Source organism: Streptomyces beihaiensis (genome assembly GCF_026274175.1).
In the GTDB taxonomy this organism is placed as follows: Bacteria; Actinomycetota; Actinomycetes; order Streptomycetales; family Streptomycetaceae; genus Streptomyces; species Streptomyces beihaiensis.
The window spans coordinates 44,082-60,797 of sequence record NZ_JAPHNL010000179.1 but is presented as its reverse complement, the minus strand read 5'-3'; the positions used below and the strand labels follow the sequence as shown (position 1 = coordinate 60,797).

General features: G+C 71.3%; 16 protein-coding genes. 6 read left to right on the top strand and 10 right to left on the bottom strand.

Annotated elements, in window-relative coordinates; all coding sequences use genetic code 11:
• Positions 1-1,434, top strand: a 1,434-nt coding sequence (locus OFY01_RS16460; protein WP_407700358.1) for an outer membrane protein assembly factor BamB family protein, incomplete at its 5' end; no start/stop codon positions are given.
• Here the strand turns inward: OFY01_RS16460 and OFY01_RS16455 are convergent.
• The 4 genes from OFY01_RS16455 to OFY01_RS16440 form a co-directional block, all read right to left on the bottom strand.
• A complete protein-coding gene (locus tag OFY01_RS16455) occupies positions 1,422-2,048 on the bottom strand; it encodes a hypothetical protein (protein WP_266600586.1) in 627 nt (208 codons plus the stop codon). The genes OFY01_RS16460 and OFY01_RS16455 overlap by 13 nt on opposite strands.
• Positions 2,049-2,122: 74 nt before the next feature.
• The gene (locus OFY01_RS16450) at positions 2,123-2,905 is read right to left on the bottom strand and encodes an enoyl-CoA hydratase/isomerase family protein (protein ID WP_266600584.1); all 783 of its coding nucleotides are present in this window, start codon (positions 2,903-2,905) and stop codon (positions 2,123-2,125) included.
• Positions 2,902-3,348: a Zn-ribbon domain-containing OB-fold protein gene (locus OFY01_RS16445; protein WP_266600582.1), complete on the bottom strand. Its 447-nt coding sequence runs from the start codon at positions 3,346-3,348 to the stop codon at positions 2,902-2,904. The genes OFY01_RS16450 and OFY01_RS16445 overlap by 4 nt, the downstream gene beginning before the upstream one ends.
• 115 nt (positions 3,349-3,463) lie before the next feature.
• On the bottom strand, positions 3,464-4,627 hold the full coding sequence (locus OFY01_RS16440) for a lipid-transfer protein (protein ID WP_266600581.1): 1,164 nt from the start codon (positions 4,625-4,627) through the stop codon (positions 3,464-3,466).
• Between the two features lie 93 nt (positions 4,628-4,720).
• Between OFY01_RS16440 and OFY01_RS16435 the strand changes: the two genes are divergently transcribed.
• Positions 4,721-6,307 carry a FadD3 family acyl-CoA ligase gene (locus OFY01_RS16435; protein WP_266600580.1) on the top strand — a complete coding sequence of 529 codons (1,587 nt, stop codon included), beginning with the start codon at positions 4,721-4,723 and terminating at the stop codon, positions 6,305-6,307.
• Positions 6,308-6,349: 42 nt separating this feature from the next.
• Positions 6,350-7,075 (top strand): class I SAM-dependent methyltransferase, encoded by a 726-nt coding sequence (locus OFY01_RS16430; RefSeq protein WP_266600578.1) that lies wholly within the window; start codon positions 6,350-6,352, stop codon positions 7,073-7,075.
• Positions 7,076-7,337: 262 nt separating this feature from the next.
• On the opposite strand, the gene OFY01_RS16425 is transcribed toward OFY01_RS16430, so the two are convergent.
• Positions 7,338-7,607 carry a DUF397 domain-containing protein gene (locus OFY01_RS16425; protein ID WP_266600576.1) on the bottom strand — a complete coding sequence of 90 codons (270 nt, stop codon included), beginning with the start codon at positions 7,605-7,607 and terminating at the stop codon, positions 7,338-7,340.
• Positions 7,604-8,389 carry a helix-turn-helix domain-containing protein gene (locus OFY01_RS16420; protein ID WP_407700357.1) on the bottom strand — a complete coding sequence of 262 codons (786 nt, stop codon included), beginning with the start codon at positions 8,387-8,389 and terminating at the stop codon, positions 7,604-7,606. Before OFY01_RS16420 ends, OFY01_RS16425 begins: the two co-directional genes overlap by 4 nt.
• Before the next feature lie 165 nt (positions 8,390-8,554).
• Here OFY01_RS16420 and OFY01_RS16415 point away from each other — a divergent pair, with 165 nt between their 5' ends.
• A complete protein-coding gene (locus OFY01_RS16415) occupies positions 8,555-8,983 on the top strand; it encodes an ATP-binding protein (RefSeq protein ID WP_266600572.1) in 429 nt (142 codons plus the stop codon).
• Between the two features lie 99 nt (positions 8,984-9,082).
• The gene (locus tag OFY01_RS16410; RefSeq protein WP_266600570.1) at positions 9,083-9,649 is read left to right on the top strand and encodes a Uma2 family endonuclease; all 567 of its coding nucleotides are present in this window, start codon (positions 9,083-9,085) and stop codon (positions 9,647-9,649) included.
• Between the two features lie 98 nt (positions 9,650-9,747).
• Here the strand turns inward: OFY01_RS16410 and OFY01_RS16405 are convergent, their stop codons facing one another.
• The 4 genes from OFY01_RS16405 to argS form a co-directional block, all read right to left on the bottom strand.
• Entirely contained in the window at positions 9,748-10,425 is a 678-nt protein-coding gene (locus OFY01_RS16405; RefSeq protein ID WP_266600568.1) for a nucleoside/nucleotide kinase family protein, read from the bottom strand.
• A 23-nt stretch (positions 10,426-10,448) separates the two neighbouring features.
• Positions 10,449-10,733, bottom strand: a complete 285-nt coding sequence (locus OFY01_RS16400) for a ribosomal protein L7/L12 (protein ID WP_266600566.1) — start codon at positions 10,731-10,733, stop codon at positions 10,449-10,451.
• Positions 10,734-10,782: 49 nt separating this feature from the next.
• On the bottom strand, positions 10,783-12,531 hold the full coding sequence (locus OFY01_RS16395) for a carbohydrate binding domain-containing protein (RefSeq protein WP_266600564.1): 1,749 nt from the start codon (positions 12,529-12,531) through the stop codon (positions 10,783-10,785).
• A gap of 250 nt (positions 12,532-12,781) precedes the next feature.
• Entirely contained in the window at positions 12,782-14,539 is a 1,758-nt protein-coding gene (argS, locus tag OFY01_RS16390; protein WP_266600562.1) for an arginine--tRNA ligase, read from the bottom strand.
• A 380-nt stretch (positions 14,540-14,919) separates the two neighbouring features.
• Between argS and lysS the strand changes: the two genes are divergently transcribed.
• A complete protein-coding gene (gene lysS, locus OFY01_RS16385) occupies positions 14,920-16,686 on the top strand; it encodes a lysine--tRNA ligase (RefSeq protein WP_266600560.1) in 1,767 nt (588 codons plus the stop codon).
• The last annotated feature ends 30 nt before the right edge of the window (positions 16,687-16,716 follow it).

Here is a 16,716-nt window from a genome sequence, read left to right as displayed (position 1 = left end):
GGCGGTGGCGGGTGGCGGGGCGCTCCCGCGCCGTCCGCCGCGTCCGCCGCGCCCGCGGCCTCCGCCGTGGCCACCGGTCCCGGCCCCGGCGTGGGCCTTCCCGCCGACGGGCCGGTGCGTCTCGCCGGGGCGCGGGTGCCGATCGGGCCCGGCCCGCGTGTCGCCGACGCCCGCGCGGCCGCCGTGCAGGCGCCGCCCCCCGAGTCCGGCCTCGCCGCCACCTGGTCCCGCGCCAAGCCCACCGCGCCGTCCGCGGCACCGGACCCCGCCGCCCCGGCGCCCGCCGGCACGGACGCCGCGGCCTGGCGGCCCTGGCGGTTCCGCATGTCCAACGACGTGTGGGGCACCCCGACCGTCTCCGGCGACCTGGTGTACGTCACCTCCTTCGAGGTCCACGCCCTCGACGTCTCGACCGGCCGCCGCCGCTTCAAGACCCGTGACGTCGCCTGGTCCATGGCCGTCGCCGACGGCCGCATCCACGCCTCCGACGGCCCCACCCTGTGGGCGCTCGACGCCCGCGAGGGCACCGACCTGTGGCGCATCGCCACCGACGCGTGGGTGTACGCGCTCGACGCCGACCGCGGCACCGTCGTCACCGGCACCCGCGGCGGCGGCGTCCAGGCCCGCGAGGCCGTCAGCGGCGACCTGCTGTGGGAGATCACCGGCTGCCAGAGCGACTTCGAGTCACCCGAGTCCGGGCCCGTCGTCCACGACGGCACGGTCTACGTCTGGCAGGACGCCCGGCTGCGCGCCCTGGAGGCCCGCACGGGCGAGGAACGCTGGTCGTACCCGATCGGCGACGCCGCCTCCTGCGGCGGAGTCCCGGTGCGGCTGACCCCCGCCGCCGACGGGTACGTGTACGTCTCCGCCGGGACCCGGGTGCTCGCCGTCGAGGTCGGGTCAGGTCGTGTGCGCTGGCACTTCGAGGCGCCCGCCGTCTTCCTGTGCCCGCCCACGTACGTGCCCGGACCCGCCGTCACCGGCGGTGGCGTCTACCTCGTGGACCATCTGGGGACCGTCTACGCGCTCGACGCCACCGACGGCCGCGACCGCTGGCGCATCGCCACCGAGTCGCGCTCGTCGTCCGTGGCGCCGGTCCTCGTCGCGCAGGGGCACGTCCATGTGGGCAGCGGGCAGGGGCTCTACACCCTCGACGCCGTGACCGGCACGCCGAAGTGGCGGTTCCAGGCGGGCGGCGAGATCGTCGGCTCGCCGGTCGTCGCCGACGGGCGCGTGCACTTCGGCTCCGCCGACCACCTGCTGTACACGTTGAAGGCCGACGACGGGCGGCTGCGGTGGAAGCTCGCCACCGGTGGTGAGATCACCGGGACGCCCGTGGTGCGGGACGGTGTCGTGTACGCGTGCAGCAAGGACCGGTGCGTGTACGCGCTGGACGCGGAGCGGGGGACCGGGACGAGCCGTCAGGGGCGGTAGTCCGGGCGGCCGGGGCCGGGGCCGGGGCCGGGGCCGGGCTCGGGCCAGGGGGCGGGGTCGGGCCCGAGGTCGGCTCCGGGCTCGAACTCGGGCGGGCGGGGCGGGTAGGCCGGCTCGTGCCACGGCTCTCCGGTCGGCCCGTCCGCCGGGTGCTGCCCGGTCCAGGCGGGTTCCGGTGCCTGCTGTGCGCGGCTCGCGCGGCGGCCCCTCGACACCAGCGCCGACAACAGCAGCAGCGCTCCACCGCCCAGCGCGTTCGCCACGCCCACGTCCAGCCCCGTGCCGTTCGTCGTGATCACCAGTTCGCCCTCTGCCTGTGCCTCGCGGACCATCCACAGGATCGTGAAGGCGAGGACGACCACCGCCGCCACGGCCAGGAGCGTGCGCGAGCGCAGGAGGAGACCGGCCGCCGTGATCAGCGCCGCCACGACGAAGGGGAGGAAGAGCGACGCGAACAGGCCCGGGGTGGCGTCCGTGATGCCGCCCGCAGAGAACAGGTCGCCCAGCCGGTAGTCGCGTCCGTGACGGCCGTCGTACCAGATACGGAAGGGGCTCCAGACGGCGGCCGTCGCTCCGGCGAGAGCGAGCAAGGGCCCGAGGACGGTGCGGATCACGGCGCGGCCTCCCAGCGCAGCGGATGTCCGGCTCTCGCCCCCGACGCTACGCCGGGTGCGTGGGGCCCGCCATCTCAGCGGACCCGGAAGCCGTTGCGCGGTCTCGACGCGAACCGTGCCGCTTGTTCGTCCGGTGGCAGGCTGCCCAGTCTGAGCAGGTGCGGGGCCTGGGCGAACGCCTGGGCGCGTGCCGCCTCCGTCGCCGCCCAGAGCGCGCGCACCGTGCCCTGTACGGCCTCGGTGGGGGCCGCGGCGATCGCCTCGGCGCAGCGCAGCGCCGCCGTCAGCGCGCCGCCCGGTTCGGTCAGTTCCGAGACGAGGCCCGTTGCGTGGGCCCGGCGCGCCGACATCCTCTCCGCCGACCCCATCAGCGCGAGGCGGGCCGCTTCGCCGGGGGGCATGCGCAGGGCGAGGTGCACCGCCTCGTACGCGTTGACCATTCCGTAGGTCGTGTGAGGGTCGAAGAACGTCGCCGTCTCGTCCGCGACGGTGAAGTCCGCCTCGCCGAGGAGATAGAACGCGCCGCCGCAGGCCATGCCGTTGACCGCGGCGATCACCGGCTTCCACAGGTCGTTGGCCTTCGGGCCGACCGTGAGGAGCGGATCGTCCATCGAGTACGGGGAGTCGGGCTGCGGGACGGATGCCTCGCGGTCGATGCCCGTGCAGAAGGCTCGGTCGCCGGAGCCGGTCAGGACGATCGCTCTGACCGTGTCGTCGCCGCGGAAGGCGCGCCACGTCTTTGCGAGCTGGGCGATCGTGGGGAGGTCCAGGGCGTTGTGGCGGTGGGGCCGGTCGAGGGTCACCACCGCCACGTTGGTCGTCGCGTCTGTCTGCGTGCGTATCCCTGTTCCTGTCATGGGCGTTCCAGCATCCAGCGGGGGATCGTCGTGCCGTCGGGCGTGGTCCAGTAGACCGCTTGGACCTTCGCGCCGATGCGCAGGCGGTCGGGCGGGACCGAGTCGAGGCGGGCGGCCGGGGAGGCGACCACGTTGCCGACCAGGCGGATGTGAGGGGCGTCGGTGAGTTCGACGACGGCCACGTTGTACGGGGCCTGTTCGGCGTACGCGGGGAGCAGCGGCGGGTGCGGGATCACGTACGACCAGATGCGGCCTTGGCCGGTCATGCGCCGCCACTCGGTGTCGAAGGAGTGGCAGTGGGGGCAGCAGGGGCGGGGCGGGAAGCGGAGTGTCTGGCAGGCGGGGGTGCGGCAGGACTGTACGCGGAGTTCGTGGCGGGACGTGTAGTCCCAGAACGGGGCTCCGTCGGGGTCGGTGGTGGGGGGCAGGAGATCGTGGTCCATGGCTGCTTCTCCGTGGGCGCGATGAAGGGAGGGTGGCCGTCTGCGCTGTCGTCGGCGGCTTTCCCGTGTCCCCGACAGGTGTCGGGGCGGGTACGGGACCGCGGTGCGGGCCGGGTCAGGAGCGGAGCAACAGGGCCGAGGTCGGTACGCCTTCGCCTGCTGTCACCAGGCAGGTGCTCGCGTTCGGGACCTGCGCGGTGCTCGTACCGCGTAGTTGCTTCACGCCCTCGGTGATCAGGTTGAAGCCGTGGACGTACGCTTCCGAGAGGCCGCCGCCGGACGTGTTGAGGGGGAGTCGGCCGCCGGTCTCCAGGGCGCCTCGTTCGGTGAAGGCGCCGCCCTCGCCGCGGGCGCAGAAGCCGTAGCCCTCCAGGGAGAGGGGGATGAGCGCGGTGAACGCGTCGTAGATCTGGGCGACGTCGATGTCGGCGGGTGTCAGGTCCGCTTGTTTCCACAGGTGGCGGGCCGTAGTCCAGGAGGGGCCGGTGAGCGGGTCGTCGTTCCAGTAGTTGACCATGCCGTGGTGCTGGGCCGGGAGGCCCTGGGCGGCGGAGTGGATGTAGGCGGGCTTGTGGCGGCAGTCGCGGGCTCGTTCGGCCGAGACCACCACGCAGGCCAATGCTCCGTCTGTTTCCAGGCAGTTGTCGTAGAGGCAGAGGGGCTCACTGATCCATCGGGAGGTCATGTACATGTCCCTGGTGAGCGGGCGTTCGTACATGACGGCCGAGGGGTTCTGGTTGGCGCGGTTGCGGCAGGCGAGGGCGACATTGAAGAGGTGATCGCGGGTCACCCCGTACTCGTGCATGTAGCGGCGGGTGAGCATGGCGATCTCGTCGGCCGGGCGGAGGAGGCCGAAGGGCCTCGTCCACTGTGCGGGGGTGGGGAGTTGGGTGGTCGTGTCGCGCCAGGGGCGGGGGCCGCTGCCTCGTTTGCGGGAGCGCCAGGCCACGCCGACCGATGCCTGGTTCGTGGCGACGGCCGTGGCGAGGTGGGCGATGGTCGCGCACGAACCGCCGCCGCCGTAGCCGGTCTTGGAGAAGTACGTCACGTCTCCGGCGCCGATGGACTTGGCGATCTCCACTTCGTCCGTCTCCTCCATCGTGTAGGAGGCGAAGGCGTCGACCTCGGAGGGTTCTATGCCCGCGTCGGCCAGTGCGGAGAGGATCGCCCGGCAGGCCAGGGTCTTCTCGGATTCGGGGAGTTGTTTCGCGAAGGCCGTCTGGCCGATGCCGACGATGGCCGCCGCGTCCTTGATGCCTGGTGCCGCCGTTCTGGCCATGAGACTCCCTCCCTCGGCCCGTGTGCTGACAGCGCGTCAGGCTACAGCTAATCTGACGACGTGTCAGGTGCGCTGGAGTCGGGAGGTCGTGCTATGCGTACGGACGAGCAGTGGGGCACGGTTCCGGGGCTTGTGCGGCATGCGGCGCTGCGGTTCGGGGGACGGGAGGCCGTTGTCGACGGGCGGGTTCGGGTCTCGTACGCCGAGCTGGGCGCGCGGGTCGAGCGGGCCTCCGCCGCGTGCGTGGCGGCGGGCGTGGAGGTGGGCGACCGGGTCGCCGTCTGGGCGCCGAACACCGTCGACTGGATCGTGGCGGCCTTGGGCGCGGTGGGCGCCGGTGCTGTTCTCGTGCCGCTCAACACGCGGTTCAAGGGCGCGGAGGCCGCCGATGTGCTGGCCCGTTCGCGGGCACGGCTGCTGTTCGTCACGGGGACGTTTCTCGGTACGTCGTACGTGGCCTCGCTGCGGCGGGCGAGGGAGGCGGGGGCCGAACTGCCGGACCTGGAAAGGGTCGTGGTGTTCGCCGACGGCGTGCCGGGCGGTGGTGACTTCCTGACCTGGAAGGAGTTCCTCGCGGGAGGCGACCAGGTGACAGGCGAGGACGTGCGGGCGCGGGCGGCCGCGCTCTCGCCCGGCGACCCCTCGGACATCGTCTTCACCTCCGGGACGACCGGGCGGCCCAAGGGCGCCGTCATCACCCATGAGCAGACCCTGCGCGCCTACGAGATCTGGGCGGAGCTCGCCGGACTGCGGGAGGGCGATCGCTATCTGATCGTGAATCCGTTTTTTCATACATTTGGGTACAAGGCCGGGATCCTGGCCTGTCTGATGCGGGGTGCGACGATGGTGCCGCAACCGGTGTTCACCGTGGACACCGCGCTGGCCAACATCGCCGCCGAGCGGATCACCGTGCTTCCGGGACCGCCCACTCTCCACCAGTCGCTCCTCGACCACCCCGCCCGTGATTCCCATGACCTGTCGGCGCTGCGGCTGGTCGTGACCGGGGCGGCCGTCGTTCCGCTGCGGCTCGTGGAGCGGTTGCGCGGCGAGCTGGGCGTGGAGACCGTACTGACCGCGTACGGGCTGTCCGAGGCCAGCGGCATCGTCACCATGTGCCGACGGGGCGATCCGGCGGAGCTGATCGCCGAGACGTCCGGGCGGGCCATCCCCGGTACCGAGGTACGGGTCGACTCGGCGGGGGTCGGGGAGCCCGGGGAGGTGCTGGTGCGCGGCTTCAACGTGATGCGCGGGTACTTCGAGGACCCGGCCGGTACCGCTGAGGTGATCGGTGAGGACGGCTGGCTGCGCACCGGCGACGTGGGCGTCATGGACGGCCGTGGCTATCTGCGGATCACCGACCGCATCAAGGACATGTTCATCGTCGGCGGGTTCAACGCCTATCCGGCCGAGATCGAGCAGCTGCTCGGACTCCACCCGGAAGTCGCCGATGTGGCTGTCGTCGGTGTCCCGGACGGGCGGCTGGGCGAAGTCGGCAAGGCGTACGTGGTGCGGCGGGCCGGTGCCCGGCTGACCGGTGACGACCTGATCGCCTGGGCCCGGCGCGAGATGGCCAACTACAAGGTGCCCCGGTCGGTCGCGTTCGTCGGCGCGTTGCCGCGCAACGCGAGCGGGAAGGTGGTGAAGGGGGAGCTGCGGGCGCGTGCCGGCGACGACTTCTGACCCGGTAGCTCCGCGGGGCCGGTTCCGCATACGTTCGGCCGTATGGTTGACGACTGCTTCGGGCATCCGCGGCTCGCCGCGATCCACGACCCGCTCGACCCCGACCGCGGCGATCTCGACGCCTACGTCCGGATGGCGGAGGAGGCCGGGGCGCGCCGGGTTCTGGACATCGGCTGCGGCACCGGGGTGTTCGCGCTTGTCCTGGCCGGCCGCGGGATCGACGTCGTCGCAGTCGATCCCGCCCAGGCGTCCATCGACGTCGCCCGAGCCAAACCGGGCGGTGAGCGGGTGCGCTGGCTGTGCGGTGACGCGACGGCGCTGCCTCCACTCCGGGTCGACCTCGCGACGATGACCGCGAACGTCGCCCAGGCCATCGTCGAGCCGACCATGTGGCGGAGGACTCTACGGGGAGCCCACGAGGCACTACGGCCCGGCGGGCACCTGGTCTTCGAGACCCGTGATCCGGCCAGACGCGCCTGGGAGGAGTGGACCCCCGAGAACACCTGCCGCGTGACCGAGATCCCGGGTGTCGGCACCGTCGAGAGCTGGGCCCAGGTGACCGAGGTGAGCCTGCCCCTGGTGACCTTCCGCTGGACGTACGTCTTCGCGGCGGACGGGCAGGTGCTGACCTCGGACTCGACGCTGCGCTTCCGTGAGCGCGACGAGGTCGAGAGGGACCTGGTCACGCACGGCTACGTGGTGGACGACGTGCGCGATGCGCCTGACCGGCCGGGCAGAGAGTTCGTCTTCCTCGCACGACGTCCCTGAGTCGGCGCGCGTCACCCGTCGTCGTCCGCGCCGCCCCCGCCCCGGGCGCGGAGGGCGCGCATGTGCGCCGTCGGCTGTACGGCACGGGGGTGGTCAGACGCCACGGCTGTCACCTGCGCGCGCTGCTCGGACCCGGCCGCAACGGCCATCGTGCACTCGCCCCCTTGTCCCGGCGGTGGCCGTCGAGCGCGGTGCATTCACGGCCTGCCGGGGCCCCGTCACGGCCCCGGCCGGAACGTGTTCCCCGTCGTCGTCCCGTGGGTCAGCCCCGCGCGGCCCGGGCGAACCCCGTGAACGCCGTCCAGGCGTCCGCGCCGACCCCGAAGGTCGGCCCGGTGGCCGTGTCGTTCTTGGAGTCCCGTACGTGGACGGTGTCGGCGTGCGGGCAGGTGGCCACCTCTACGCACTCGCCGCCCTCGTCGCCGCTGTAGCTCGACTTCCGCCAGGTGTAGGCGACTTCGAGGCATTCCCCGCCTTCGCTGCCGCTGTACGTCGACTTGAACCAGGTCAGTTCTGCTGCGGTGCCGTTCACGCTTCTCCTAGCCGTCGGTCCAACAGGCTCAGGGACTGCTGCGTGGTCAGAGCCTGCGTCCGCAGCATCGCATATTTGCGCGCCAGGATGGACACCTCGTCAGGGTCGGACACCCACTGGCTGCCGCGCTGCGTCTCCAGGTACGCGAGGTGCTGATGGTCGGGCGTTTCGAGGAGGATGAAGGGGCCGTTCAGGCCCGCATGCGACGGGCTGTCCATCGGCATGAACTGTAGGGAGATGGCCGGAAGGTGGGCGTCCGCGCGCAGCTGCCGCAACTGCTCCCGCCCTACCTGCGGCCCGCCGACCTTCAAGTCGAGGACCGGCTCCCACACCACGAAGCTCAGCGTCGGCGGCGCCTTGCGCCGCAGGATCTCCCGGCGGTCCACGCGTCCCGCCGTCTTCGTCTCGATCTCGTCCTGGTCGTAGGCCGGTACTCGCTCGCCCAGCACCGCCCGCGCGTAGTTCTCCGTCTGGAGCAGGCCGGGCAGGACCTGGTTCGCGTAGAACGAGATCGCGAGCGCCTCCCACTCGTGCTTCATGTAGTCCTCCGACCACAACGCGAACTGGTCGATCTCCGGCATGTTCTCCACACCGGCCACCAACATCCCTTTCGTTTCCAGGAGTTCGTCGAGGAACTCGGCGAGATCCAGTTGCAGCACGCGCCGCCCCTGCTCGATCGAGGCGATCGTCTCCTCGTCCACGCTGGCCAGCTCGGCGAGCGCTCGCTGCGTGTAACCGGCCGCTGTACGGGCCGCCTTGAGTTGGCGGCCCACCATCTTCATGGTCGATTTGTTCCTCTTCCGAGGAGCTTGCCTTGGGGTCATGCTCATGGGACTCCCCCTGATCGCCCGCGTTTGCGCATGCGGGACCCGTACAGCACCCGTACAAATTCCGCGTACGGGCTCACTGGCTGATCCACGCTAGTCACGCTGCGCGACGGTTGTCCGGTGAATGAGACGATCTCCACCCGCCGCCATCGCGAACTCACCCTCAAAAGGGAGCGGTTCTATCCGCGCGATCGCCGCACCGTCCCCGCCGCCCGGCGTTTCACGCGCGAGGCGCTCGCCGACTGGGGGTTCGCCGGGCACGAGCGGGCCGACGACGTGGCGCTGTGCGTGAGCGAGCTGGCGACGAACGCGCTGGTGCACGGGGTGCCGCCAGGGCGCGGGTATCAGCTGTTCCTGTCGTACGGGGGCGGAGTGCTGCGCGTCGAGGTGCATGACAGCGGGGCGGGTGTGCCACGGGTTGGCGGGGGCGGAGGCGGAGGCACGGGCGACGGCGGGCGAGGGCTGCTGCTTGTCGCCGCGTGTGCGGACGCGTGGGGCGTGGGGGAGCGGTCGCCGGGGAAGGTGGTGTGGGCCTCGTTCGAGCTGTGACGCCGTGGCACGGTGCGGGTGCGGGACGCCGGTCCGTCTGTCGCGGTGACCGGGTGGGGCGGGCGTCGTTAGACTCGGCGGTGTCGGAAGGGAGCTGTCATGACTCTCACGAGCCCGGACCGCGCGATGACGCGGTTGCGCAAGGCCGCCGAGGCTGCGGAAGAGGCGAGTGGCCTTCGGGCCGAGATCATCCGGGGAGTTCTCATGATGTCTCCGACCCCGCGCGGCAAACACGCCGGGATCATCAACGCGATCAACAAACAGCTGGTCAGGTCGTTGCCGGGCCATCTGGATGCGTTCCAGGTCGCTTCTCTGCCGATGCCCGGCGACCCTGACGACTACGCCACTCCCGACCTCATGGTCTGCGATGTGGGCTTCGGCGATTCCGACGAGTGGCTCGCCGACCCCGGTGACGTGGAGCTGGTCGTCGAGGTGGTCTCGCGGAGCAACAGCACCAAGGACACCCGCGACATGGTCGCCTGGTACGCCGACGCGGGAGTGCCGACGTATCTGCTGGTCGATCCGCGCGACGGTAGCTGGACGCTGTACACGGAGCCCAGTGGTGGGCGGTATCAGGGGCGGCTGCGACGGCTGTTCGGACAGGACGTCCCGCTTCCGGCCTGGGGCCTGAAACTGGAGACCGGCGGGTTCGCCACCTACGCCTGAGCGCGCCTGGGCAGGCTGCGGCACCGGAGCGCCATGCCGAACAGACGTTCGGCAACCCGCCGCACCGACGGCGCGAGTCTGTCGTCGGTCCTGCTCGCTCAGTCCTGCCCGCCACCGTCCGGGACGGTGAGGATCCCCGCGTCCAGGTCGACCACCACGTCCGCCCGGCCGCGCCCGTCGTCCACCCGGCGGGCGTTCGCCTCGTCCGAGCGCAGGACCCAGGCGCGGGCGGTGGACGGCGACTTGCCGAACGTCACGTGGCGGGCGATCAGGCGGTCCACCCGGACCGTGTCGTCCACCGCGACCCACCACACCTCGTCCAGGAGCGGGCGGACGGCCGTCGACCACGGGGGCTCGTCCAGGAGGAGGTAGTTGCCCTCCGTGATGACGAGCGGGATGTCGGGTGGGATGGGTAGTGCGCCGGCGAGCGGTTGTTCCAGGTTCCGCTCGAAGGACGGGGCGTAGACCGTTTCGCACGGGTGGGGCGTACGGAGGCGGGTGAGCAGCGCCGCGTAACCGTACGCGTCGAACGTGTCCGGCGCGCCCTTCCTGTCCGCCCGGCCCAGACGGGCCAGCTCGGCGTCGGCGAGGTGGAAGCCGTCCATGGGGACCAGGGCCGCCGTCGCCGTGCCGAGCTCGGCGACGACGGCCTCCGCCAGCGTGGACTTGCCCGCGCCGGGCGGGCCCGCGACACCGATGATCCGGCGGGGGCCGGGGGCGCGGGCCAGAGTCCGGGCGCGGGCGGCCAGTGCGGCGACGTACGGTGGCTGCGGCATGGGGTGATCCTGGCAGAGGCGGCCTACGCCATCCGTTCCACCGCGTCCTTCGCCTCCTTGAGGCCCGCTCCGGTCATCTCGCGGTACGCCTTGATCGCGGCGATCTGCTTGCCCTCGCGTACCAGAGCCTCGACCTCCTCCCGTTGCGCGCGCTGCTCGGCAGACTCCTCAAGACCCAACCGGTCGGCGAGCAGCGTGAGTTGGCGTTCCATGCGTACCAGGCGTCTGTCCATGCCGGAGAGACGGCTCTGGATGGACCACGTTCCGGCGAAGAGGCCCAGAATGAAGAGAAGTTCCACTATGCCCATGACATCCGATCTTAGGGCGATGTCATGGGCAAGCTGTCAATCCTCAGTGTCAGCTGAGGGTCAGGTCGTCCGCGTACACGGAGCCCTGGCCGTACCAGCCGTGGACGTACACGGTGACCGAGCCGGAGGAGCCGGTGGTGAACGGCACCGTCAGCTTGGTCCAGGACGAGGACGTGGCCCAGGTGCTGGCGGTCGCTCCGCCGCTGACGCCGAGGTACGCGTAGGGGCCCTGCACCCAGCCGGTCAGCGTGTAGGAGGTGTTGGGCTTCAGGGTGAGGGTCTGGGTGCACTGGCCGGTCCGGCTGGAGGACGGCACGGTCCTCAGGGCGTGCGTCCCGCCGTGCACGGGGGAGGAGACCACGGACGCCCCGCTGTCACAGGTCCAGGGCGCGAGGGAGCCGGTCTCGAAGTCGCCGTTGGCGAGTGCCGTGGGGGTACTCGCTCCCGTGACGGTCAGGGTGAGCGGTGCGCTGTGCCGGGTCGTGCCCGCGGTGCCGGTGACCGTCAGGGTGTAGGTGCCGGGGGCGGCGGAGGCGTCGGCCGCGACGGTGAGCTTGGCGGTGCCGCCCGCGGTGACGGAGGACGGGCTGAGCGAGGCGGTCACTCCGCTCGGCGCACCGGTCACGGTCAGGCCGACCGTCTGGGCGTTGCCCGCGGTGACCGACGTGGTGACCGTCGCGGTCGTCGAGCCGGAGGGGTCGACCGAGACGGCCGTGGGGGAGAGGGAGACGGAGAAGTCGTCGGTCGGCGGGGTGGTCGTGCCGCTGGTGAAGGGGGCGAACGTGTGGGTGAAGTACCAGGTGTCCTGGGCGATGCCGGAGCACGTGTCGGAGGCGGGGGAGCCGGGGCATCCGCCGTTGTCGCGCTGGAGCGCCCAGAAGGAGAGGGTGTTGATGCCCTGGGTGGACGCCCAGTCGTACACCGAGGTCGCGTCGTCGGTGGTGAAGGTCTCCGCCGGGCCGTAGTCGTCCACGCCGGGCATCTCGGTGACGCCGACCATGTTCCACAGCTGAGTGTCCGACAGGTTCGGGTAGAGGGAGGCGAGTTGGCCGTGCAGTCCGGTCGCCGCCGTGCGGGTGTCGGTGGCCATGTGGTGCGTGGCGCCGTCGTAGTAGTCGAACGTCATGATGTTGACGACGTCCACCTTCGCGCCCGCGGCCTTGGCGCTGCGCAGTACGGCGAGTCCGCTGTCGGCGAGGCCGGTCGTCGTGGTGGGCAGGGTGTAGGAGAACTGCACGGTCCGCCCGTTGGTCGCGGCCCAGTCCTGCACCTTCTTGATGGCCTGGTTGCGGCGGTCGATGCCGGCCGTGTCGGTGAGGGAGTTGTCCTCGACGTCCATGTCGAGCCGTGAGACGTCGTACGTGGTGATGATCTTCTCGTAGGCGGCGGCGATGGAGTCGACGTTCGTACAGCTGTCGGCGATCTCGGTGCCGGAGTGGTCGGCCGCGTACCCGCCGAGCGAGGGGATCACGTCACCGCCGCGGGAGCGGATGGTGGAGAAGTCGGCACCGAAGACCGAGGTGTCGACGGGGGTGCTGGAGTCGCCGTTCCAGTACGGGGTGCACGACCCCTTCGTGTCGGCCTGGAGGAAGGCCATGGTCAGGTACTTGGCGCCGGAGGACTGTGCGAGCGCGGCGGGACTGTCGCCGCTGTACGCCTCGAAGTAGGGCGCGAAGACGTGGGCGGGCAGGGCGGTCGCCGCGTGCGCGGTGCCGCCTGCCCCCAGGGCGAGCCCCGCGGAGGCGGCAAGTGTGGCGATGCCGGTGAGCAGGGCGCGTAGGGGTCTCGGACGTGTCATCGGGTACTCCCGGTTAGCGGACGACAGGCGATGGGTGGGGTGGAGGTGTCGCGCTGTGTCAGCCGAGCCCGGCCGGGGGCTGCTACTGGTCTAGGCCATGATTGGTCTGGACCAGCGCCCGGTCAAGGTGCGGGAGCCGCCTTTTGCGTGTTCATGGCAAAGCAGCTCGGGCCGAGCCGCTCATGACTGAGCGCCCGCGTCGGGGGACGCGGGCGCTCAGCCGTGGGAGACGTGGGTGACGCCTGCCGGATCAGAGCCGCTCGGGCGTCCGGATGCCGAGAAGCGCCATGCCGCGGTGGAGCGTGCGGGCCGTCAGGTCGCACAGGAACAGCCGGTTCTCCACCTGCTGGGCCGAATCCGCCTTCAGCACCGGGCACTTGTCGTAGAACGACGTGTACAGCGACGCCAGCTGGTACAGATACGCGGCCAGCTTGTGCGGCGCGTACTCCGCCGCCGCCTCGAAGACCGTGTCCCCGAACGCGTCCAGGTGCAGGCCGAGCGCGCGCTCGGCCGGGGCCAGCTCCAGCTCGGCGTGGGCCACCGGCTTCGTCTCGCCCGCCTTGCGCAGGATCGACTGGATACGCGCGTACGCGTACTGCAGGTAGACGGACGTGTCGCCGTTCAGCGACACCATCTGGTCCAGGTCGAACTTGTAGTCGCGGTTCGGCGACGTCGACAGGTCCGCGTACTTCACCGCGCCGATACCGACCTGCGCGGCCCGCTCCTGGATCTCCTCCTCGGTGAGGTCCCGCGCCTTCTCGCGCACCACCTCCGCCGCCCGCTGCACCGCCTCGTCGAGCAGGTCCTCCAGGCGGACCGTCTCGCCCTCACGCGTCTTGAACGGCTTGCCGTCCGCGCCGAGCACCGTGCCGTAACCCATGTTGTGCGCGGTGACGTCGTCGGTCAGCCAGCCCGCCCGCCGGGCCGCCTCGAAGACCATCTTGAAGTGCAGCGACTGGCGTACGTCCACGACGTACAGGAGGGACGTCGCGTGCAGGTCCTGGACGCGGTTGCGGATCGCCGTCAGGTCGGAGGCCGCGTAGCCGAAGCCGCCGTCCGCCTTCTGCACGATCAGCGGCACCGGCTGGTCGTCCTTGCCGCGGATGTCGTCGAAGAAGACCACGAGCGCGCCCTCGGAGCGCACCGCGACACCCATCTCCTCCAGGAGGCGGGCCGTCTCGGGCATCCCCTCGTTGTACGCCGACTCGCCGACGATCTCGTCGTCGCGGATCTCCATGTCGAGCTTCTCGAAGACCGAGTAGAAGTACACCTTCGACTCGTCCACGAACCGCTGCCACAGGTCGAGGGTCTCCTTGTCGCCGGACTGGAGGGCGACGACCCGCTTACGGGCCCGCTCCTTGAACTCCTCGTCCGAGTCGAAGACCGCGCGCGACGCCTTGTAGATCCGGTTCAGGTTCGACATGGCCTGCTCGCCGTCGACCTCGTCGGCCGGGGCCAGCTCGCCCGGGTGCTCGATCAGGTACTGGATGAGCATGCCGAACTGCGTGCCCCAGTCGCCGATGTGGTGACGGCCCACGGTCCGCTCACCGGTGAAGTCGAGCATGCCGCGCAGGGCGTCGCCGATCACCGCCGAGCGGAGGTGGCCGACGTGCATCTCCTTCGCCACGTTCGGCTGCGCGTAGTCGACGACCGTGATGCCCGGGTCGGCCTTCAGCGGGACGCCGAGCCGGTCGCCGTCGGCGGCACGCGCGGCGAGCGTCTCGGTGATCGCCCGGTCGGCGACCGTGACGTTCAGGAAGCCGGGGCCCGAGACCTCGACCTCCGCGAGCAGATCACCGTTCTCGATCGTCTCGACGACCTTGGCGGCCAGCTCCCGCGGGTTCGCCTTGGCCTTCTTGGCGAGCGCCAGGATTCCGTTGGCCTGGTAGTCGGCCCGGTCGCTACGTCGCAGCAGCGGGTCCGCGCCGTCGGTCTCCGGCAGGGCGGAGGCCAGGGCGTCGGCGAGGCGCTGGTTGACGTTGGCGGTGAGGGACGTGACCGGGGCCATGGGTATGGGCTGCCGTTCTGGTCGGGGCCGGGTGGTGTTCCTGGCCAGTATCCCATGGGGTGCAAACCGGTTTTCCGCCGTGGCGGGCGGGCCGGATCTGCTGTCCGCGGGTCTCGTCGTGGCTGGTCGCGCCCCGCGGCGGAGCCGCTGATCGACACAGCCCCGCGCCCCTGAAGGCATGCGGCTTCGCCGCGCCTTCCCGGGGAGACGCCGCACGTGGTGCGGGCGTCTCAGGGGCGCGGGGAACCGCGCGAGCAACCGGCCACAACCCGCACTCGCCCACGGCGCTCCGCCCACCCGCCCATAAGGCGTTTTCCCCCAGCCCCCGGTTACTGGGACAATAGGTCGAGCGCAACCACGAACCGGAAGGACACCACACCGTGGCCCAGAGCACAGGCGCGGAAGCCCCAGAGAACGCGGACTGGGTCTCCCGATACGCGGACGACGTCATCGCCGAGTCGGAGCGCCGTGCCCCGGGCAAACCGGTCGTCGTGGCCTCGGGCCTCTCCCCGTCGGGACCGATCCACCTCGGCAACCTGCGCGAGGTCATGACCCCGCACCTCGTCGCCGACGAGATCCGCCGCCGCGGCCACCAGGTCCGCCACCTCATCTCCTGGGACGACTACGACCGCTACCGCAAGGTCCCGGCCGGCGTCCCCGGAGTCGACGCGTCCTGGGCCGAGCACATCGGCAAGCCGCTCACCTCGGTCCCGGCCCCGGCCGGGTCCGCGTACCCGAACTGGGCCGAGCACTTCAAGGCCGCCATGATCGAGGCCCTCGCCGACCTCGGCGTCGAGTTCGACGGCATCAGCCAGACCGAGCAGTACACGTCGGGCGTCTACCGGGACCAGATCCTGCACGCCATGAAGCACCGCGGCGACATCGACGCGATCCTCGACCAGTACCGCACGAAGAAGGACCCCGCCAAGAAGCAGCAGCAGAAGAAGCAGGGGCAGAAGCCCGTCGACGAGGCCGAGCTGGAGGCCGAGGAGGGCTCCGGCGCCGCCTCCGAGGACGACGGCAGCGGCGGCGCGGGCGGCTACTACCCGTACAAGCCGTACTGCGGCGCCTGCGGCAAGGACCTCACCACCGTCACCTCGTACGACGACGACACCACCGAACTCGCCTACACCTGCGCCGAGTGCGGGTTCTCCGAGACCGTCCGGCTGAGCGAGTTCAACCGCGGCAAGCTGGTCTGGAAGGTCGACTGGCCGATGCGCTGGGCCTACGAGGGCGTGATCTTCGAGCCGTCCGGCGTCGACCACTCCTCGCCCGGTTCCAGCTTCCAGGTCGGCGGCCAGATCGTCGACCGTGTCTTCGGCGGCAAGCAGCCCATCGGCCCCATGTACGCGTTCGTCGGCATCAGCGGCATGGCCAAGATGTCGTCCAGCCGGGGCGGCGTACCCACCCCCGGCGACGCGCTCCAGATCATGGAACCGCAGCTGCTGCGCTGGCTCTACGCCCGCCGCCGGCCCAACCAGTCGTTCAAGATCGCCTTCGACCAGGAGATCCAGCGGCTCTACGACGAGTGGGACAAGCTGAACGCGAAGGTCGCCGACGGCACCGTGCTGCCCGCCGACGCCGCCGCGCACAGCCGCGCCGTCGGCACCGCGGCCGGTGAACTGCCGCGCACCCCGCGCCCCTTGCCGTACCGCACGCTGGCCTCTGTCGCCGACGTGACCGCCGGGGACGAGGAGCAGACCCTGCGCATCCTCTCCGAGCTCGACCCGGACAACCCGGTCACCGACCTGGCCACCGTCCGGCCCCGGCTCGACCGGGCCGAGGCGTGGATCACCAAGTACGTGCCCGCCGAGTCCCGCACCATCGTGCGCACCGAGCCCGACGAGGAACGCCTCGCCGCCCTGGACGAGCAGAGCCGCGCCTCGCTCCGCCTCCTCCTCGACGGCCTGGACGACCACTGGTCCCTCGACGGCCTCACCCACCTCGTCTACGGCGTCCCGAAGGTGCAGGCGGGCTTCCCCGCCGACGCGACCGCCAAGGAACTCCCGCCGGAGATCAAGGTGGCCCAGCGCACGTTCTTCGCGCTCCTGTACCACCTGCTCGTCGGCCGTGACACCGGCCCGCGCCTGCCCACGCTGCTGCTCGCCGTGGGCGCGGACCGGGTGCGCAAGCTGCTGAGCGCCTGACCCCGGGCGTGTGTGAGGGGCGGCACCGGC